Here is an 18,084-nt window from a genome sequence, read left to right on the forward strand (position 1 = left end):
TATCGCACCTTGCTACTATTATGCACAAACGGTCAAATCCGTTAACCAAACTTGCCTTTGCCTCCCGCGAAAGCGCATAAAGAGACGCACAAAAACCATAAAAATCGATGGCGTTATGCCTGCCTGGCATTTCCAGGCGCCATCGGTAGCATCAGCGTTTGTTAATGGATGCAGCAACCTTCATTTTGCTGCGCTTCGAGCAAGGGACAGTTATGTTTAACGAGATGATGCGGGCAGAGATCTGGCTGCAGGACCATTTGGATAGCCAGCAGGGAATAGAAGACCTCGCCAGCCGACTCGGTTACTCGACCTCACAGGTCCGGCGCAGGTTCAAGCAATGCTTTGGTCTGTCCCCTAGCGCTTATCGCGATAGTCTGCGGCTGGAGAAGGCGGCGCGCCTGCTGGCGTTTACCCCTTTCTCTATTCAGTCTATTGCAACCCGGTGTGGCTATCGAAATCATTCCGCTTTCAGCCGTGCCTTCCAACGATACCACAATCAAACTCCACGCCAATACCGCCAGGCGTTGCGATTGAAACTTCACCACAACCCCTTTTGCCAGGGGCATGGCGGTGACCCACCCCATCATGAAATCCGCTGGGCGCCGGCGCGCCAGGCCCTGGTGACGCGTCTATACCGAAAGGAGCGCGGCCACCCGCTCGGGGTGCTGCGGAAGTGGACCCAATACGCCAAGGGCGTTGAGAGCCTTCCGGATCGCTTGCGCCAAGGGCAAACCATCGCCCTGCTGCACAACATTCCGCTCCCGAGCGACATGGAACGCATTGACGTCGGGCCACTCGTCGATCGCAACGAAGCCCCGGGAATTGCGATACCCGCTTCCTTTCGCCTGCTGAACCTGCCGGCCCAGCAGCAGGCTAGCGTGGAACTGGGGTCGCTGGAGGAAATTCCGGACGTGGTTCAGTATCTGGTCTGCGAATGCCTTCCCGAACAGGGGCTTCACGCCAGCGGCGATGCCGTTCAGGTGGAATGGAACGAGAAAGGCGTGCTGGTCAGGCTTCCCGTTCAGCAGGCCTGAACCGAAACGAGGGGCCGCGCAGCTGGCGGCGCCCTCTTCCGCTCGAACCTGCCTGGGAATCAGGACTCGACTCGAACCAGCCAGCCTTCGACGGTGTCGGAGCCGAACTCGTCCTTCCACGCCTTGAGTGTCTTCTGGTTGCCGCCGCGGGTTTCCACCACTTCGCCGGTCTTCGGGTTCTTGTAGATCTTCAGTTTGCGCTTGCGCCGCCCGGTGCTGGAAGTTGCCGCTGCCTTGGCCGCCGGTGCAGACTTGCCGCCCTTTGGCTCGAGCAGGCCGATTACATCGGCGGAGCTCTTGTTGAACTCACGCATCAACGCTTCAAGCTTGTCCTTGAATTCCAGCTCAGCTTTCAGTCGCTCATCGTTCTGCAGCCGCTCCATTTCAGCCTGAAGCTGCTTGAGCTGCTGTTCTTTCTGCATGAATTCGCTGAGAAGAGACATATACACGGTCCTTGCAATGGGAGGATGTTTTGGAATGCCGCCTATGAATACAACAACTCGAACAAAATGACAATACTTGAGGTTATTTTTAGCCGACTCTCATCGGCTGCGTCAAATAGAAAAACGATTAGCACTGCAGGCAAGCAATCCCTCGTTACCACAGCGTTCTCGAACTGAAACAGCTCTCTTGAAGTCAGCAAGATAATACGAGCATAGATTCCAGCCGGTGCGCCTCTCGCCGAGAGTTGTAAATTGGCCCGAGGGTGATGTGACCATGAGCACACAGAATGAATAAGCATAACCTAATTTAGAAATTTGTACACCTCACTCCCTTTGTTACACTCACTAGGCACGTTGAAGCAGGTTCGATCGCGGATACGACGAAAGGGATGTCATGTACTTGTTCCATAATTTCAAGGCACGCAACGACTTATGCTCCGAAGACAAGCGAATTTTCGATAGCTACGTCGGCCCGGCCCAGGAGGTGAAGAAAGGCAGCCACCTGGCCCGCGAGGGCGAGACGCTGAAGTGCCTGCACCTGATCGAGAAGGGTTGGGCCTGCCGCTACAGGATGCTGCGCGACGGCAGCGAACCCATAACCTCGTTGTTGCTGCCCGGCGATATCAGTGACAATGGCCAGGGCCTGCACGCCCGCCTGGAGTTTTCCATCAAGGCCATAACGCCGCTGCGCTTCACTACCATAGATCCGGCGGGTGCAGAGCGATTGTTCGAGCGCCCCAGAATACTTCGCCTGTTTAGGGCCTCGGGCCATATCAGCCACAGTACGGCGCTGAACTGGATCATCAATGTCTCGGCACGCAGCGCCGAGGGGCGCATCGCCAATTTATTGTGCGAATGCTATGCCCGCTCTCATGCCGCCGGACTCACCTACCGGGGCCGCTACTTCTTTCCACTGACGCAAACCGAGATATCCGACGTTCTGGGCCTTTCCAGCGTTCACGTCAGCCGCTCGATCAGCAAGATCAAGCGCAAGGGGCTGATAGAGAATTGCGACCACAAGCAGATCCGGATCAAGAACTGGCGCGGCCTGGCCACACTGGGCGATTTCAGGCAAGACGATCTTGAACTGTCCTCTTGAGCAAGCCCCCCCTAACCCGCCAACCGTCGTTTCAGCCTTTACCAGTAACTTGGGTAACGCCGATGGCGGGCCAGGTTATTGACCAGAATCGCCACTACCAGCATGACGCCACAGCCAATGCCGATCGGCATCAGGGGATACCACCAACCCAAGGTGGCAATGGTCTCGCCGCCGATCACGGCACCCAGTGCCGCGGCGGCACCCGGCGGATGCACGGTGTGGGTGAGCTGCATGGCAAGCACCGAGAGCGATACGGCAAGCGTTACCGCCAGTGCCGTACTGCCCAGCAGCTTGAAGCAAGCCACCCCCACCAAGGCAGAGAGCATGCTACCGAACAGGACGTTGCGCGGCTGGGCGAAAGGGCTCTCGGGCGCGGCGTAGAGCAACACCGAGGTGGCGCCGAAGGAGGCCACGATCAAGAGATGGTGAGAGAGCCAGTGCGCATTCAGCCAGCAGATGGCCCCCATGCCGAGGAAGGCGCCGAACCACGACCACAGAGCATCCTGCCAATCGGGGCTGGGGGCTCGGGTTCGTTCGGCGCGCATCTTGCTGAGGTAAGTCTTCATCTGCCTTCGGTTTGCACAAAATAGGTGCAGGAGTCTCTCAGAGCGCACCACAAATGTGAAGGCAAGTTTTTTTATAAGAACATGCCAATCCGTTGACCGGGGTCAGTTTTTACCGCTCGACAGGAAGGGAACCGGCTCGAGGCTGAGCTGCCGCCCACCGGCCTGTGCAGCAATGCACATCGCCCTGGCGCGGCATGCCAGGGCGATGGCTTGCATAACGCCAAGACGAGCACGGCCAGGCATGCATGTACGAGAATCAGTAAAAGATGTCGCGCAGGATCTCGTAGACGATAGCGTTGGCGGCGTCCACCAGGACGACGTCGGGGCCGACCCGGCGCCATTCGTAGCCGTCGTAGTGCGGCAGGTCGCGCAGCAGGCGCTCGTCCAGCTGCATGGCGATGCCGGGAGGCAGCGGCTTGCCACGCTCCAGGTTCATGCGCACGCCGGGTGGCAGGCTCTCGGCACCGCGGTCGATCTCGATCCAGTCGCGACGCTCGATCAGCAGGCGGCGGATTTCGCGCTCGTCGAAGCGCGGGCCGTCGGCAACAGCGCGGCTCTCATCCCGCCCCTCGCCGCGCCAGTCGTTACCTTCGCTCGCCCCCCGCCCTGGCTCGCCCTGGCCCCGCCCCGGCTGGGCCGGCGCTTCCCGCTGCTCCTGCCCTTTTCCCTGGCCCTGCCCCTGGCCGCGGTTATCGCCCGGCTGCGCCTGGGCCTGCGTCGAGGCCAGAACCAGCACCGCCACGCTCGTCAGGAGAATTCGCTTGGCATGCGACATGGTGACACTCCTTGGCAGATTGGCTCACCTTTCCAGCCTAGGAGAGGAATGCGCAATCAACGTGCAACGAAATGTCATGTTTCGGCGCGGAGATTTACGAATCTAAAGGATGGGCTGGGCAGGCCGGCGTCCGTTTCCTGCTGAACCAGGATGGCAGCCGGATGCAGGAGAGCGCCCTCAAGGTGCAAGACATCTCTTATCTGCTGCTCTATGCCAAGGCACTGTGCACCTGGCACGTCATGGCGTGGGAAGAAGCCTTACCGCCGCAATGGCGGCTGGGCTCTATCGTTCACTGAGTGATCTGGTTGGTATGTTGCGCCAAAAGCCTTCGGATTCTTTGTCCAGTATGGGCGTTAGCGTCACGCTTTGGTTAGTACCGCAGGTAAAGGATAAAGCTGATCCGACACCCCAACGCCACCAACAGCAACCGTGGGTCCGGAAGTATGCGCTCTGATTGAAGACTTCAACAAAAAGGCCGGCAAATGCCGGCCCGACAAATTACTGCCAACCACCGCCAGTTTCACCATTTGGATCAGCTGAACTCAACGTAATAGACTCAGTAGACCCATCTGGTAGTGTAACCTCTGCCACTACAGAGCCAGCCGTGGTGGCAAGATCAATATCACTACATGCACTTTCACGAACAGTGACATCACCCGCATTCGCTTCGCCAATCAAGATCAGCTCTGCTTCAGTAAGGTATCCTCGCGCCTCTGCCAAACAAGCCCCACGAGCAGCCCGCTCCTGATAAGCTGAATACTGCGGTATCGCAATAGCTGCTAGCACACCTATGATCGCCACGACGATCAGCAGTTCGATCAAGGTGAAACCGCCCTGTCCCTGTTTGGCGGCTGCTCGTTTTTTCATCAATTCTTTCACGTTCATCGCAGTCGTCCCCTGCTCTGTGGTGCCCGGTGGCTGCGTTCAGCCCTGGGCGATTGCACCTGCGGCTCGATCACCGCCATGTCGTGGCTCGGCCCGTGGGCCTTGCCTGTCCCCTTGCAGGGCCTTCTCAAGCTTTTTGCGTAACTGCCTGAGTTCGCGCCCTTCTTCGCGGCTATCGAGAGCCTTGCGCTAACATTAGATGACTCAGCCTCAGTACCGCAAGCGCTACCTACGTAGGTAGGAAGTTTACTTCAGCATAAGCCATGACGAAGTTAATACCAGTTGGCGTGGCGTTTGTCAGCTTGCTGTGACGAAGCATACCAACGGTCTAGAATGCGGGGTACCCTATCGCTCACCGCCCTTGCGGGCCTGTGCCTGAGGCGCCATGAACGACTATCGAACGGCACCGGTCGGTGCTCATGAGACAGCCAGCCAGCAGCGTGCGGCCGATACCGAGGGGCTGCGCGGTTTCACTCGCCGGCTGGTGGAGTACGAGCTGCTGTCCCGTGCGGCCGCCGAGCGGGCCGAGCACGAGGCGCGCGAGGCGGAAACCAGCCTGCTGCAGCATGTGATCGACACCGGCCTGGTCACGGCCCGCCAGGGCACGCTGTGCGCGGCATGGGAGTACGGCCTGCCGCTGGTGGACCTGGACGCGCTGCGCCTGGCGAGCCTGCCTCCGGCCAGTGAGTACCCCGAGAAGCTGCTGCGCAAGCTGTGTGTCGTGCCGCTCAGCCGCCGCAGCCACCGTCTGACCGTGGCGGTGCCCTTCCCCTCCACCCTGGCCCTGCTCGATGAGCTACAGTTCGCCACCGGGCTGAGCATCGAGGCCGTGCTCTGCCCGGTGGATCAACTGATGCCGGTGCTCGAGGCCTACCTGGCCCAGCACGACTCGAGCATGATGAACGAGCTGGCCGGCGTGGACGATGCGGTCAGCGAGCTGGAATTCGAGGATGGCGTCGACATCAGCGACGAGCGCGCCATCGACGCCGCCCAGAGCGGTGCCGACGATGCGCCGATCGTCAAGTTCGTCAACAAGATCCTGCTGGATGCCATACGCCGCGGCGCTTCGGACATCCATTTCGAGCCCTACGAGACCAGTTACCGGGTGCGCATGCGCGTGGATGGCATGTTGATGGAGGCGGCTCGCCCGCCCTTCGCCATGCGATCGCGAATTGCCGCGCGCCTGAAGGTGATGGCGCGGCTGGACATTTCCGAGCGCCGCCTGCCGCAGGACGGCGCGATCAAGCTGAAGGTTTCGAAGACCCGCTCGATCGACTTCCGCGTGAACTCGCTGCCGACCGTGTACGGCGAAAAGATCGTGCTGCGTATCCTCGACCCCACCTCGGCGCAGATCGGCATCGATGCGCTGGGCTTCACGCCGGAGCAGCGCGCACTCTACGAAGGCGTGCTGGACCACCCCCAGGGCATGATTCTGGTCACCGGCCCTACCGGCAGCGGCAAGACGGTGACGCTCTATACCGGCCTGAACATCCTCAACGAGGTGCAGCGTAACATCTGTACCGCCGAGGACCCGGTCGAGATCAAGGTGCCCGGGGTCAACCAGGTCAACGTGCTGCCCAAGATCGGGCTCGACTTCGCCAGCGCGCTGCGCGCCTTCCTGCGCCAGGACCCGGACGTGGTGATGGTGGGTGAGATCCGCGACCTCGAGACCGCCGAGATCGCCGTCAAGGCATCGCAGACCGGCCACCTGGTGCTCTCCACGGTGCACACCAACTCCGCCGCGGAGACCCTGACCCGGCTGGCCAACATGGGCGTGCCGCCGTTCAACATCGCCAGCTCCGTGAGCCTGATCATCGCCCAGCGCCTGGCCCGGCGGCTGTGCAAGCACTGCCGCCAGGAGGCCGAGCTGCCCCGCGAGGCGCTGCTGCAGGAGGGCTTCACCGAACAGGAGGTGAATAGTGCCACGGTGTACGAAGCCGTAGGCTGCAAGCACTGCACCCACGGCTACAAGGGGCGTGTGGGCATCTATGAAGTGGTACCGATCAGCAACGCCATGAGCCAGTTGATCATGCGCAACGGCAATTCGATGGATTTCGACAGCCTGGCGCGCCAGGAGGGCCACCCGGACCTGCGCCGCAGCGGGCTGTTGAAGGTGATGCAGGGCATCACTAGCCTGACCGAGGTCAATCGGGTCACGAAGGATTAACAAATTGCTGCATCTTATTGCTTTGTAACTCAATGAAGAACGCTTAAGTCAGGCACACTTGATCCGATAATAAGGGAAAGAAAAACCTACCATCGAAACTGCAGCAGGGAATCTATGGCAACCAAAACGGCGAGAGCGCCAAGGAAGCTCAAGCTTTACCGCTGGCGCTGGACGGGCAAGGGTCCCGGCGGGCGCCTGGTCAGCGGCGAGATAGTGGCCGCCGAGAAGTTCGAGGTGGAGCGCGAGCTGGCCAACCAGAACATCATCGTCAAGAACGTCCGCCGCAAGAGCGGGCTCACCGGCGGCATGGGCACCATCAAGCCCAGGGACACCATGCTCTTTGCCCGCCAGATGGCCACGATGATCCGCGCCGGGGTGCCGGTACTGCAGGCCTTTCAGGTGGTCGCCGAGAGTATCCGCAAGCCGGCCATGAGCGCGGTGGTGCAACAGATGATGAATGAGGTGGCGGCCGGCTCGAGCTTTTCCCAGGCGCTGCGCAACCACCCCGAGCACTTCGACAGCCTGTTCTGCAACCTGGTGGAGGCCGGCGAGAGCTCCGGCTCACTGGACCGCATGCTCGACCGGATCGCCACCTACAAGGAGAAGGTGGAATCGCTCAAGGGCCGGGTGAAGAAGGCGCTGTGGTATCCGATCGCGGTGATCCTGGTGGGGATCGGGGTCACCGCGCTGCTGCTGATCAAGGTGGTACCCCAGTTCGAGAGCCTGTTCCACGGCTTCGGCGCCGAACTGCCGGCCATGACCCGCATGACCATCGCCCTTTCCGAGTTCGCCCAGCAGTACTGGCTGTGGGGGCTTGGCGGCCTGATCGCCTTCGTCTACCTGATGCGCCAGGGCATCAAGCGCTCGCCGACCTTTGCCTACCGCGTGCATGCGTTCCTGCTCAAGGTGCCGGTGCTAGGCGACATCTTCGACAAGTCGGCCGTGGCGCGCTACTCCCGCACCCTGGCCACCACCTACGGCGCCGGCGTGCCCATGGTGGAAGCGCTGGACATCGCCGCCGGGGCGACCGGCAACCTGGTCTACGAGCGTGCCACCCGGCAGATCCGCGAGGACGTCTCCACCGGCCAGCAGCTCCACTTCGCGATGCGCCTGACCGAGCGCTTCCCCGCGCTGGCGGTGCAGATGGTCGGTATCGGCGAGGAGTCCGGCGCGCTGGACGCCATGCTCAACCGGGTGGCCGACTACTACGAGGAGGAGGTCGACAACAAGGTCGACGCCCTCACCTCGCTGCTCGAGCCGCTGATCATCGTGGTACTGGGGATCCTGGTCGGCGGCCTGGTGGTCTCCATGTACCTGCCGATCTTCGAACTGGGCACGGTGCTGTGAGTGTGCTTTGGCCGCTAGCGGCCGTGCTGGGCCTGTGCCTGGGCAGCTTCCTCAACGTGGTGATCGTGCGCCTCCCGGTCATGCTGATGCTGGGCTGGCGGGCCGAGGCCCGCGAAGCGCTGGAACTGCCCGAGGAGGAGACGCCCCGGTTCAACCTGCTGGTGCCGCGCTCGCTCTGCCCGCGCTGTGAAACGCCCATCGCCTGGCACGACAACCTGCCGCTGATCGGCTGGTTCAAGCGCCGCGGTCGCTGTGCCTCGTGCCAGGCCCGGATCAGCCCGCAATATCCGCTGGTGGAGCTGGCCGGCGCCGCCCTGGCGCTGGCCGTGCTGACGCTCTACGGGGCCACCTGGCAGGGCCTGTTCGTGTTCGGCGCCTGCCTGGCGCTACTGGCCCTGGCCGTGATCGATCTGCGCACCCAGCTGCTGCCGGACATGATGACCCTGCCGCTGCTGTGGGCCGGGCTGCTTTACCAGTTGCTGTTCCAGCCGCTGATGCTCACCAGTGCGGTGATCGGGGCCATGGCAGGCTATCTTGCCCTGTGGAGCGTCTACTGGCTGTTCAAGCTGGTGACCGGCAAGGAGGGCATGGGCTACGGCGACTTCAAGCTACTGGCGGCCCTGGGTGCCTGGCTCGGCTGGCAGTACCTGCCGATGGTACTGATCCTTTCCGCCGGCGTGGGCGCCATCGTCGGCATCCTGGTGCAGCTCGCCCTGCCCCGGCTGCGCGGCGCCCCGATGCCGTTCGGCCCCTACCTGGCCGCTTCGGGCTGGATCGCGCTGCTGGTGGGCGAACCATTGATGGCTACCTATATCAGCTTCATTTGATAAGCGTGGGAGAGCGTCTTTGATCGTTGGCGTAACGGGCGGCATCGCCTCCGGCAAGAGCACCGTGGCACGGGCCTTCGCGGCGCTGGGCATTCCCTGGGTGGACGCCGACGACGTGGCCCGCGAGGTAGTCGAGCCCGGCGAACCGGCGCTGGCCGAGATCGCTGCGCGCTTCGGCGGACAGGTCTTGCAGGCGGACGGCAGCCTGAACCGCCGCGCGCTGCGCGAGATCGTGTTTGCCGACCCGAACCAGCGGCTGTGGCTCGAATCGGTCACTCATCCGCGTATCCGTCAGCGGATCCTGGCCCACCTGGAACGCCTCCAGCGCACAGGCGCACCTTATGTGCTGCTGGTCTCGCCGCTGCTATTCGAGTCGGGCCAGAGCGAGATGGTCGATCGCTGCCTGGTGATCGACGTGCCGGAAAGCGTGCAGCTCGCCCGCACCGCCGCCCGCGACGACGTCGACGAGAAGCAGGCCCGCGCCATCCTGGCCGCCCAGATGCCGCGCAGCGAACGCCTGGCCCGCGCCGACGACGTAATCGACAACAGCGGCAGCGAGGCGGCGCTCGCCGCTCAGGTAGCCGAGCTCGATCGACGCTATCGAGAGTTGGCCGAGAACCGCTAGAATGATCGGAAAGCCACCAACCGCTTGGGTTTCATGAGCCAACACGACCAACGCCCCCTGACCGTCGCCTGCCCACAATGCCAGAAGAAGGTGGCGTGGAGCGAGACCAACCCCTACCGCCCCTTCTGCAGCGAGCGCTGCAAACTGATCGACCTGGGCGCCTGGGCCGATGAGTCGCACCGGATCGCCGGCGAGCCGGCACTCGACGAGACCAATATCGACGAGTGGCTCGCCCGCGCCGATCGAGGCGACGATCGGTGAGCCTGGCCCCGGCGCCGTCCTATCGGCTGCTGGCCGAACTTGAGGTCGCCTTCGACAGGTTGATCGAATGCAGCGAGGCGCTGATGGAGGCGTACGCCGCGTCTCCCGCCGAGGCCTGGGCCTTCCAGGCCGAGGCCAGCACCGAGTGGCTGCGCCGCGCGCTGCTCGACTTCTGGTACACCGATGGCCAGGACGGCCGCGCCACCCGCAGCCACGTCGGCCTGGTGGCCGCCGACGACGCCCTGATGGCCAGGGTGGCCGAAGTGAACGCGACCAAGGCCGAATTCGCCGCCCAACTGGCACACATACGCGACAACCATCCGCCGCTTCTGGCCGAGGCCAAGGCGGTGCTGCCGTTCCGTCACCCCCAGTTGCACGACCACCTGCGCGGCAGCGGCCTGGCCCGGCTGCACCTCAAGCAGTGCTGGCGTGCCATTCCCGTGGCCGAGGCGCCGGTGGCCCGGGTGCGTCTGGCCTGGTACTCGAGCGGCCGCTCGATCAAGCGGCTCACGGTGCGCGAGGTGGAGAAGAAGCTGCTGGCGCTGGACAGCGACGCCCCCCACGTGCGCATTCAGCTGCGCAAGCTGGCCGCCCTGCCTTCGAGCGAGCCGCTGGCCCAGGTGCAGAGCCAGGCGCCGCTGATGCGCGCCAACCTGTTCTACTGCGAGCCGCTGGAAGACGGGCGCAGCCGGCGTGCCATGAACGTGGCGTTGCCGCTGTTCCTGCCGGCGCCGCGCGGGCGCCTGCCCGACCACAACCTGCCGCCGGCCGCGCCGCCGCCAAGCCGTACCCGAGCCCGCCGCAGCGACGAGAAGCTGGAAGAACACCCCTACCTGCCGTCGCTGCGGATCTATCGCTACCGCTGAGGCGAGCCGTATCGCCCGCCTGGGCTGTCAGCCCGCCTGCTGCGCCTGATGTTCCAGCTCGCCGGCCAGCTCCGGCGTGAGTTCGAGCGCCTTGGCCAGCTGGTCGAGCCAGGCCCGCTCCATGGGGTTCTGCTCGTCGATCACCGCCACGCTGATCAGGTACATCTCGCGCGCCGCCTGGGGCGAGTCGGCCTGACGCGCCAGCGCGTCGGCATCCAGCGGGGCGCTGAGCTGCCGCTCGACCCAGCGATGCAGCTCGTCGTCGGCGCCCAGCGCGTCGATCTGCTGGGCGATCAGCTCGCGCTCCTGCGCGTCGATATGCCCGTCGGCGCGGGCGGCCATGATCATCGCCTGCAGCAGTTCGAGGCTGCGGCGCTCCTGCAGCTCGCCTTCCAGCACCTCGACCCGCTCGCCCTCGGCATCGCCGGCCGCCTGCACACCCCCGGCCTTGGCGGCCTGCGAGTTCTGCCAGGCCTTCCAGGCCAGCACGCCGACCGCGGCGACCGCACCGTACTTGAGCGCCTTGCCGCCGAGCTTGCGGCCGCGCTTGGAGCCGACCAGCAGCCCCATGGCGCCGCCGCCCAGCAGGCTCTTGACGTCCAGGCCGCTGCCGCCGGCAGGTGCCTGGCCCGAAGCCCCGCCACCCAACTGGCGAGTCAGGCCTTCGAGCATGCCCTTCACGTCCACGCCGCCGCGCCCCTGGCCGCCAGGCTTCTGGCCACCGGCTTGCTGCATTAGCTGTTGCAGGATCTTGCTGGCGTTCATCGACTGCTCTCCTATGAATGAATCGATGTCAGGCAACGCCTGACGATGCATACCACTCCAGTGCCTGTTCCATGCGGTCGTAGCCCCAGAACGGCTCGTCGCCGGCCATGAAGAACGGCGCGCCGAAGATGCCCAACGCCTCGGCCCGGGCCGTGGCGTCACGCAGCGCCTGCTTGGCTTCGGGGCGCTGGCCCTCCTCCAGCAGCGCCGCGGCGTCGAGCTTGAGTTCCGCCAGGCAGTTGGCAATGACCTGGGGGTCGGCGATCTCCTCGTCGTGCTCGAAGTTGGCGCGGTAGACGCTGCGCACGAATGCCGGCACCCAAGGCTCGCCGGCATGCCAGTTGGCAATGCGTGCCGCCAGCAGGCCGCTGCGAGGGAACTGCGAGGGGCGGCGGAAGCGGATGCCGTCGCGATCGCACACGCGCTCGATGTCGCGCCACATGTAGCGCCCCTTGGCCGGAAACAGCTTGAAGGGCGTGTCGTTCCAGCCCTGGGCCTGGAAGATCGGCCCCAGCAGGAACGGCTGCCAGCGCACCTCGATGCCCCGCTCGGCGGCCTTGTGCTCGAGCTGCATGGCGGCGGGATAGGAGTAGGTGCTGGCGAATTCAAACCAGAAGGTGAAGGTCATGGTGGCTCCTCTCTGGTAAGCCGATGGTGACAACCCCAGCGCCGCTACTCCTTCGGGCCTCGAGCGGAGTGCAAGCCGATGCCGAGCGCTACGCCGATACCAATGCCCAGGGGTAGGTTATCCAGCATACTGCCAATGGCACTCCCGAGGGCAATGCCTATGGCGATCCACATTAGCATTCCGTCTCCTTGTTCACCGCCGTGTGCCCCCGCCCGTCATATTGACCTGCATCATGCAGACTTGTCGCCTCTCCCCCATACTGAGCTGTATTAGCATTGAGGAGAATGCCTGGTGAAAGCTCTGGACGTGACGCAGGTCTACCGCGCCTGCCCCGAGGATGCCTTCGACTTCGAAGTGACCAGCGAGCTCGAGTCGCTGGACATGCTGAGCGGCCATGCCCGCGCCCGCGATGCACTGGACTTCGGCACCTCGATGCGCAGCGACGGCTTCAACCTCTTCGTGCTGGGCCACCCCGGGCACGGCAAGCATCAGCTAGTGGGGCGCTTCCTCGCCGAGCGTTCGCGGGGCGAGGCCACCCCGCCGGACATCGCCTACCGCTATAACTTCGACGATCCCACGCAGCCGCTTCACCTGCTGCTGCCCACCGGCATGGGCCGGGTGCTGCGGGCCGATCTCGAGCAGCTGGCCGAGGAGCTGCGCTCGGCCATTCCCGCCGTGTTCGAGGGCGACGAGTACCAGAACCGCCTGCATGAGTTGAAGCAGGCCATGGGCGAACGCCAGCGCGATGCCATCGAGGCGGTGCGCCGCGAGGCGCGCGAGCACGACATCCTGCTGCTCTCGACGCCCAACGGATTCACCTTCGCCCCGGCGGGCGACGATGAGCGGATGATGCCCCCCGAGGAATACGAGCAACTCGACAGGGACGACCGCGAGCGCATCGAAGGCACGGTGCAGGTGCTGCAGAAGAAACTGGCCCTGGCCATTCGCCACATGCCGCGCCTGGCGAAGCAGCTGCGCGAGCAGATCTCGGCGCTGAACGGGGAGATGCTGCAGAGCGCCATCGACGCACCGCTGGCCGAACTGGAGGAGCGCTACGCCGACTACGACGGTGTTCTGGATCACCTGCGCGCGATTCGTGAGGCGATGGCTCTGCACGTCGATTCGTTCATCGCCGACGAACCCGAAATGCCGCCGGAGGCGATCTTCAACCGCTTCGCGATCAACCTGCTGGTCGACCATACCGGCTGCGAAGGCGCACCGGTGGTCTATCTCGACCTGCCGACCCATCAGCACCTGGTAGGACGCATCGAGCACCACGTACACAACGGCACCCTGCTGACCGACTACTCGCTGATTCGCGCCGGCGGCCTGCACCGTGCCAACGGCGGCTACCTGGTGGTGGACGTGCGCGCCATACTGATGCATGCCGGCGCCTGGGAGACACTCAAGCGGGTATTGCGCGCCGGCGAGATCCGCACCGAATCGCTGGAGCAGGCCTATGGCCTGATCAGCACCACCACGCTGGAGCCCGAGCCGATACCGCTGGACCTCAAGGTGGTGCTGCTCGGCGAGCGCCTGTTCTACTACCTGCTGTGCGAACACGACCCCGACTTCCTCGAGCTGTTCAAGGTGCAGGCCGACCTGGAGGACGAGCTCGAGCGCAACCACGGCAACCAGCCACTCTATGCCCGCATGGTGGCCACCCTGGCACGGGAGTCGGCGCTGCGCCCGCTGGACCGCAGCGGCGTGGCGGCGGTAATCGAGCGCGCCAGCCGCCTGGCCGACGATCAGGGCAAGCTCACCGCCCGCCATCGGGCCCTGAGCGACCTGCTGGAGGAAGCTGACCACTGGGCCGAGCGCGATGACGCCAAGGTGGTATCGCGACGCCACGTGGAGAAGGCGGTGGCCCAGCAACTGTGGCGCGCCAGCCGCATCCATGAGCGCAGCCACGAAGCGATTGCCCGCGGCACCGTCGCCATCCAGCTCGAAGGGGCGGTGGTCGGCCAGGTCAATGGCCTCTCGGTCATGAGCCTGGGCGACTACGCTTTCGGCCAGCCGACCCGCATCACGGCTACCGCCCGCCCCGGGCCCGGCCATGTGGTCGACATCGAGCGCGAAGCGCGCCTGGGCGGGCGCATTCATTCCAAGGCGGTGATGATCCTGTCGCGCTGCCTGGCCAGCCGCTATGCTCCGGATACGCCGCTGTCGCTCTCCGCCAGCCTGGCCTTCGAGCAGTCCTACGGCGGCATCGAGGGCGACAGCGCCTCGGTGGCCGAGGCCTGCGTGCTGATCTCGGCCATCGCCCGGGTGGGCATCGACCAGCGCCTGGCGGTAACCGGCTCCATCGACCAGCACGGTCGCGTGCAGGCCGTGGGCGGGGTCAACGAGAAGATCGAGGGTTTCTTCGACATCTGCCAGGCACGCGGCGGCGTGAAGGGCCACGGGGTGCTGCTGCCCGCCACCAACGTCGAGCACCTGATGCTCAAGCGCGAGGTGCGCGATGCCATCGCCGCCGGCGATTTCAGCGTCTATGCGATCGAACACCTGGACCAGGCGCTGGCGTTGCTGACCGGATTGACGCCCGGCGAGCGCGATAGCGAAGGCCACTACCCCGCCGGGAGCCTGAACGCCCGTGTAGCTGAACGCCTGGGGGCCTTTCACCAGGCGGTCAAGCAGAGCAGGATCAAGGAAAACGGCAAGGAGAGCGACAAGGCGAACGGCAAGGATGGCGACGCCGACAGCGTCGACGAGGAGCACAGCGATGACCACTGACGATGCCCCGCAGGGCGCCGCCGTCCAGGCGCCGAGCCGGGACGTGGCGCGGGTACTGGCACTGCTTGACGCCTCCCGCCACAGTCTGGCGGCGCTTGCCGCGGCGGTAGAGCTGGCCAGCCAGCGCCACGTCGAGCTGGTCGCGCTCTACGTCGAGGACCTTGATCTGCTGCGCTGCGCCGCCTTTCCCTTCTCCTGCGAGATCGGCGCCCAGTCGGGGCTGGCACGCCCGCTCACGCCCGAGGCCCTGGAAGCCAGCATCGCCCACCAGCTGCGGCGTGTGCGGCAGGCCTTGGCCACGGCGGTGGCCGGGCGCGAACTGCGCCACCGGCTCGAGGTCAGCCGCGGGCGGATTGCCGCCGAGGCCTTGGCCAGGTCGGGACCAGAGGATGTGTTGGTGCTCGGCAAGGCCGGCAGCACCGAGTGCTGGGGGAAGCGGCTCGGCACCACCAGCCGGCGCCTTATCATGGAAGCGCCCTGCAGCGTGCTGCTGTGGGACGAGGCGCACCCCTTCCGGCGCGGCCCGCTGCGCTGGCTGGCAGCGCACGAGGACGACCCGGCCCGAAAAGGCGCCGTACCCTCGCAACCGGCCTGGCTGGCATCGCTGTTCGACGGCATCTCCCCGCTGGCCCTCCGGCACGCCGCGGAGCTGGAACGGGGGCTCGACCGCGCCAGTGCCGGCGGGCTGCTGCTGCGCCGCTGCGAGCTGGAAGCGCTACTCAGGGAGGATGAACAGCTGGTGGCACGGGTGCCGCTGCCAATCCTGATCATCCCGTAGGCAGACTGTCCGATGCCTCTCAGGCGTCAAGCTGTCCTTCCCGGCGGGATGTCGTCAAGGGCGGTGGTGGAGCCGGACCATCCGGCGTTTCCAGAGGCGGCTCTTTCAGCCGCGGCATGGCGGCGACACGCCGATCGATATAATGGAGGAGGACCAGCTGAGCCACCAGCACCGCAAGGCACCACATCAGCCCTTCAAACACGACGGCATTCCTCAATGAGACCGAAGCGGCCTCGTCGAGTCGAGTGTAGTCCTTGCCCTCGAGGACTAGTAGAGGGTTCGACGATCAAATTTTGCTATAGACGAGCTTCCACCCGCTCGAGAATCTGACGGCTGACCTTGTTCACCAGCGGCTTGGCAGCCCTGGTGACGGCCTTCTCGACCAGGCGGTTGCGGATGGCATAGGTCAGCGTGAAGGAGACCTCGGTGCCCTCTTCCACCGGGCTGAGCCGGTAGCAGCCCTGATTGTGCACGCCATCCACCGACTCCCAGGCCAACACTTCGGGTGGCCGGTTCTCGGTGATGGCCACGTCGAAGGTCCAGTCCATGCCCACGGCGTGTACATGCCAGCGGTAGCGCTCGTCGCCGAGCGGCTCGATCGCCTTGATCAGGTCGGAGTAGTCGGCGAAATCCTCGACTCGCTCCAACAGGGCAAAGACCCGCTCCGGCGGGGCCTTGAGAATGGCGCTGTGTTCGATCGTGGCCATGCGGTTCCCTATGCTGCTGTACGACGCTAAAATGCTCCACTTTCATTCCGCAGGTTACCCGTCCTGCTAGGCGATAGCTAACGCGAATAGCTAATCTTCGCTTACGCAAGCATTCGTCCAAGGTAACCCAACAAATCGTCGAGCGAGATAAAACGCCACATTTTTCCTCTGAGGTAGACCATGTCCACACCCAAGGTCGGTTTCGTCTCACTGGGCTGTCCCAAGGCGCTGGTGGATTCCGAGCGTATCCTGACCCAGCTGCGCACCGACGGCTACGAGATCGTGCCCAGCTATGACGATGCCGACGTGGTGGTGGTCAACACCTGCGGCTTCATCGACAGCGCCAAGGCGGAATCGCTCGACGCCATCGGCGAGGCCATCGCCGAGAACGGCAAGGTGATCGTCACCGGCTGCATGGGCGTGGACGAGAGCGCGATTCGCGACGTTCACCCCAGCGTGCTGGCGGTGACCGGCCCGCAGCAGTACGAGCGCGTGGTCGGTGCCGTGCACGAGGCGGCCCCGCACCAGCACCGGCACGACCCGCATATCGACCTGGTGCCGGCCCAGGGCGTCAAGCTCACCCCGCGCCACTATGCTTACCTGAAGATCTCAGAAGGCTGCAACCACAGCTGCAGCTTCTGCATCATCCCCTCCATGCGCGGCAAGCTGGTCAGCCGCCCGGTGGGCGACGTGCTGCGCGAAGCCGAGGGCCTGGCCAAGGCGGGCGTGAAGGAGCTGTTGGTGATCTCCCAGGACACCAGCGCCTATGGTGTGGACCTGCGCTATGCGCCGAGCGAGTGGCGCGGCCGCGAGGTCAAGACGCGCCTCACCGAGCTGTGCGAGGCGCTCTCGGAGCTGGGCATTCGCGTACGGCTGCACTACGTGTACCCCTACCCCCACGTGGACGAGCTGATCCCGCTGATGGCCGAGGGCAAGATCCTGCCCTACCTGGACATTCCCTTCCAGCACGCCAGCCCCAAGGTGCTCAAGGCGATGAAGCGCCCCGCCTTCGAGGACAAGACGCTCGCCCGCATCAAGCGCTGGCGCGAGCTGTGCCCCGAGCTGACCATTCGCTCCACCTTCATCGTCGGCTTCCCCGGCGAGACCGAGGAGGACTTCCAGTACCTGCTCGACTGGCTGAGCGAAGCCCAGCTCGACCGCGTGGGCTGCTTCCAGTACTCACCGGTTGAGGGCGCGCCGGCCAACGAATTGGGCCTGGAGCCGGTGCCGGACGACGTGAAGCAGGAACGCTGGGAGCGCTTCATGGCGCATCAGCAGCAGATCTCTGCCGCCCGCCTGGAGCGGAAGATCGGCCGCGAGGTCGAAGTGCTGGTGGACGAGGTCGACGAGGACGGTCCCATCGGCCGCAGCGAAGCCGACGCCCCCGAGATCGACGGCATGGTGTTTCTGGCGTCCAAGCGCACCCTGCGCCCCGGCGACGTGGTGCGCGCTCGTGTCACCAATGCCGACGAGTACGACCTGTGGGCGGAGGTGGTCGAGGAGGCGCAGCCGGTCAAGTTTCTAGACTTCTACTCCGCATAGAAAGCCCAGACGCAAGAACGCCGCCCTTCGAGGCGG

General features: G+C 64.6%; 19 protein-coding genes. 12 read left to right on the top strand and 7 right to left on the bottom strand.

Going from position 1 to position 18,084, the window contains the following annotated elements; all coding sequences use genetic code 11:
- Positions 1-164 precede the first annotated feature (164 nt).
- On the top strand, positions 165-1,034 hold the full coding sequence (locus I4484_RS11845) for an AraC family transcriptional regulator (protein WP_197447499.1): 870 nt from the start codon (positions 165-167) through the stop codon (positions 1,032-1,034).
- A 59-nt stretch (positions 1,035-1,093) separates the two neighbouring features.
- Here the strand turns inward: I4484_RS11845 and I4484_RS11850 are convergent, their stop codons facing one another.
- Positions 1,094-1,477: a histone-like nucleoid-structuring protein, MvaT/MvaU family gene (locus I4484_RS11850; RefSeq protein WP_197447500.1), complete on the bottom strand. Its 384-nt coding sequence runs from the start codon at positions 1,475-1,477 to the stop codon at positions 1,094-1,096.
- Positions 1,478-1,871: 394 nt separating this feature from the next.
- Between I4484_RS11850 and I4484_RS11855 the strand changes: the two genes are divergently transcribed.
- A complete protein-coding gene (locus tag I4484_RS11855; protein ID WP_197447501.1) occupies positions 1,872-2,576 on the top strand; it encodes a Crp/Fnr family transcriptional regulator in 705 nt (234 codons plus the stop codon).
- 38 nt (positions 2,577-2,614) lie between these two features.
- Here I4484_RS11855 and I4484_RS11860 read toward each other — a convergent pair whose 3' ends face one another.
- Positions 2,615-3,142 (bottom strand): HPP family protein, encoded by a 528-nt coding sequence (locus I4484_RS11860; protein ID WP_197447502.1) that lies wholly within the window; start codon positions 3,140-3,142, stop codon positions 2,615-2,617.
- A gap of 256 nt (positions 3,143-3,398) precedes the next feature.
- Positions 3,399-3,917 carry an anti-virulence regulator CigR family protein gene (locus tag I4484_RS11865; RefSeq protein WP_197447503.1) on the bottom strand — a complete coding sequence of 173 codons (519 nt, stop codon included), beginning with the start codon at positions 3,915-3,917 and terminating at the stop codon, positions 3,399-3,401.
- 71 nt (positions 3,918-3,988) lie between these two features.
- Between I4484_RS11865 and I4484_RS11870 the strand changes: the two genes are divergently transcribed.
- Positions 3,989-4,213: a hypothetical protein gene (locus I4484_RS11870; RefSeq protein ID WP_197447504.1), complete on the top strand. Its 225-nt coding sequence runs from the start codon at positions 3,989-3,991 to the stop codon at positions 4,211-4,213.
- 202 nt (positions 4,214-4,415) lie between these two features.
- Here the strand turns inward: I4484_RS11870 and I4484_RS20980 are convergent, their stop codons facing one another.
- Entirely contained in the window at positions 4,416-4,802 is a 387-nt protein-coding gene (locus I4484_RS20980; RefSeq protein WP_276574188.1) for a pilin, read from the bottom strand.
- Positions 4,803-5,187: 385 nt separating this feature from the next.
- On the opposite strand from I4484_RS20980, the gene pilB reads away from it, so the two are divergent.
- The 6 genes from pilB (at position 5,188) to I4484_RS11905 (ending at position 10,895) form a co-directional block, all read left to right on the top strand.
- Positions 5,188-6,969, top strand: coding sequence for a type IV-A pilus assembly ATPase PilB (gene pilB / locus I4484_RS11880; protein WP_197447505.1), 1,782 nt, complete (start codon positions 5,188-5,190; stop codon positions 6,967-6,969).
- A 114-nt stretch (positions 6,970-7,083) separates the two neighbouring features.
- Positions 7,084-8,316, top strand: coding sequence for a type II secretion system F family protein (locus I4484_RS11885; RefSeq protein ID WP_197447506.1), 1,233 nt, complete (start codon positions 7,084-7,086; stop codon positions 8,314-8,316).
- A complete protein-coding gene (locus I4484_RS11890) occupies positions 8,313-9,143 on the top strand; it encodes an A24 family peptidase (RefSeq protein WP_234283473.1) in 831 nt (276 codons plus the stop codon). The genes I4484_RS11885 and I4484_RS11890 overlap by 4 nt, the downstream gene beginning before the upstream one ends.
- Positions 9,144-9,162: 19 nt before the next feature.
- Positions 9,163-9,768, top strand: coding sequence for a dephospho-CoA kinase (gene coaE, locus I4484_RS11895; RefSeq protein ID WP_197447507.1), 606 nt, complete (start codon positions 9,163-9,165; stop codon positions 9,766-9,768).
- A gap of 33 nt (positions 9,769-9,801) precedes the next feature.
- Positions 9,802-10,029: a DNA gyrase inhibitor YacG gene (gene yacG, locus I4484_RS11900; protein WP_197447508.1), complete on the top strand. Its 228-nt coding sequence runs from the start codon at positions 9,802-9,804 to the stop codon at positions 10,027-10,029.
- 2 nt (positions 10,030-10,031) lie between these two features.
- Entirely contained in the window at positions 10,032-10,895 is an 864-nt protein-coding gene (locus I4484_RS11905) for a DNA replication terminus site-binding protein (protein ID WP_197451020.1), read from the top strand.
- A gap of 27 nt (positions 10,896-10,922) precedes the next feature.
- Here the strand turns inward: I4484_RS11905 and I4484_RS11910 are convergent, their stop codons facing one another.
- Positions 10,923-11,660 (bottom strand): tellurite resistance TerB family protein, encoded by a 738-nt coding sequence (locus I4484_RS11910; protein WP_197447509.1) that lies wholly within the window; start codon positions 11,658-11,660, stop codon positions 10,923-10,925.
- A 28-nt stretch (positions 11,661-11,688) separates the two neighbouring features.
- Positions 11,689-12,288 carry a 2-hydroxychromene-2-carboxylate isomerase gene (locus tag I4484_RS11915; protein WP_197447510.1) on the bottom strand — a complete coding sequence of 200 codons (600 nt, stop codon included), beginning with the start codon at positions 12,286-12,288 and terminating at the stop codon, positions 11,689-11,691.
- Between the two features lie 291 nt (positions 12,289-12,579).
- On the opposite strand from I4484_RS11915, the gene I4484_RS11920 reads away from it, so the two are divergent.
- Both I4484_RS11920 and I4484_RS11925 read left to right on the top strand, forming a co-directional pair.
- Entirely contained in the window at positions 12,580-15,021 is a 2,442-nt protein-coding gene (locus I4484_RS11920) for a Lon protease family protein (protein ID WP_234283472.1), read from the top strand.
- Positions 15,011-15,799 carry a universal stress protein gene (locus I4484_RS11925; RefSeq protein ID WP_197447511.1) on the top strand — a complete coding sequence of 263 codons (789 nt, stop codon included), beginning with the start codon at positions 15,011-15,013 and terminating at the stop codon, positions 15,797-15,799. Before I4484_RS11920 ends, I4484_RS11925 begins: the two co-directional genes overlap by 11 nt.
- Positions 15,800-16,095: 296 nt before the next feature.
- Here the strand turns inward: I4484_RS11925 and I4484_RS11930 are convergent, their stop codons facing one another.
- On the bottom strand, positions 16,096-16,506 hold the full coding sequence (locus tag I4484_RS11930; protein ID WP_197447512.1) for an SRPBCC family protein: 411 nt from the start codon (positions 16,504-16,506) through the stop codon (positions 16,096-16,098).
- A 180-nt stretch (positions 16,507-16,686) separates the two neighbouring features.
- On the opposite strand from I4484_RS11930, the gene rimO reads away from it, so the two are divergent.
- Positions 16,687-18,048 (top strand): 30S ribosomal protein S12 methylthiotransferase RimO, encoded by a 1,362-nt coding sequence (gene rimO / locus I4484_RS11935; protein WP_197447513.1) that lies wholly within the window; start codon positions 16,687-16,689, stop codon positions 18,046-18,048.
- The last annotated feature ends 36 nt before the right edge of the window (positions 18,049-18,084 follow it).

It is taken from the genome of Halomonas sp. SS10-MC5, from assembly GCF_015992245.1.
In the GTDB taxonomy this organism is placed as follows: Bacteria; Pseudomonadota; Gammaproteobacteria; order Pseudomonadales; family Halomonadaceae; genus Halomonas; species Halomonas sulfidoxydans.

Coding starts and splice junctions, on each gene's coding strand:
- I4484_RS11910 (WP_197447509.1), bottom strand. CDS start 11,660: ATGAACGCCAGCAAGATCCTGCAACAGCTAATGCAGCAAGCCGGTGGC.
- I4484_RS11885 (WP_197447506.1), top strand. CDS start 7,084: ATGGCAACCAAAACGGCGAGAGCGCCAAGGAAGCTCAAGCTTTACCGC.
- I4484_RS11845 (WP_197447499.1), top strand. CDS start 165: ATGGATGCAGCAACCTTCATTTTGCTGCGCTTCGAGCAAGGGACAGTT.
- I4484_RS11855 (WP_197447501.1), top strand. CDS start 1,872: ATGTACTTGTTCCATAATTTCAAGGCACGCAACGACTTATGCTCCGAA.
- pilB (WP_197447505.1), top strand. CDS start 5,188: ATGAACGACTATCGAACGGCACCGGTCGGTGCTCATGAGACAGCCAGC.
- I4484_RS11870 (WP_197447504.1), top strand. CDS start 3,989: ATGTCATGTTTCGGCGCGGAGATTTACGAATCTAAAGGATGGGCTGGG.
- I4484_RS11915 (WP_197447510.1), bottom strand. CDS start 12,288: ATGACCTTCACCTTCTGGTTTGAATTCGCCAGCACCTACTCCTATCCC.
- I4484_RS11930 (WP_197447512.1), bottom strand. CDS start 16,506: ATGGCCACGATCGAACACAGCGCCATTCTCAAGGCCCCGCCGGAGCGG.
- I4484_RS11860 (WP_197447502.1), bottom strand. CDS start 3,142: ATGAAGACTTACCTCAGCAAGATGCGCGCCGAACGAACCCGAGCCCCC.
- I4484_RS11925 (WP_197447511.1), top strand. CDS start 15,011: ATGACCACTGACGATGCCCCGCAGGGCGCCGCCGTCCAGGCGCCGAGC.
- rimO (WP_197447513.1), top strand. CDS start 16,687: ATGTCCACACCCAAGGTCGGTTTCGTCTCACTGGGCTGTCCCAAGGCG.
- I4484_RS20980 (WP_276574188.1), bottom strand. CDS start 4,802: ATGAACGTGAAAGAATTGATGAAAAAACGAGCAGCCGCCAAACAGGGA.
- I4484_RS11850 (WP_197447500.1), bottom strand. CDS start 1,477: ATGTCTCTTCTCAGCGAATTCATGCAGAAAGAACAGCAGCTCAAGCAG.
- I4484_RS11865 (WP_197447503.1), bottom strand. CDS start 3,917: ATGTCGCATGCCAAGCGAATTCTCCTGACGAGCGTGGCGGTGCTGGTT.
- yacG (WP_197447508.1), top strand. CDS start 9,802: ATGAGCCAACACGACCAACGCCCCCTGACCGTCGCCTGCCCACAATGC.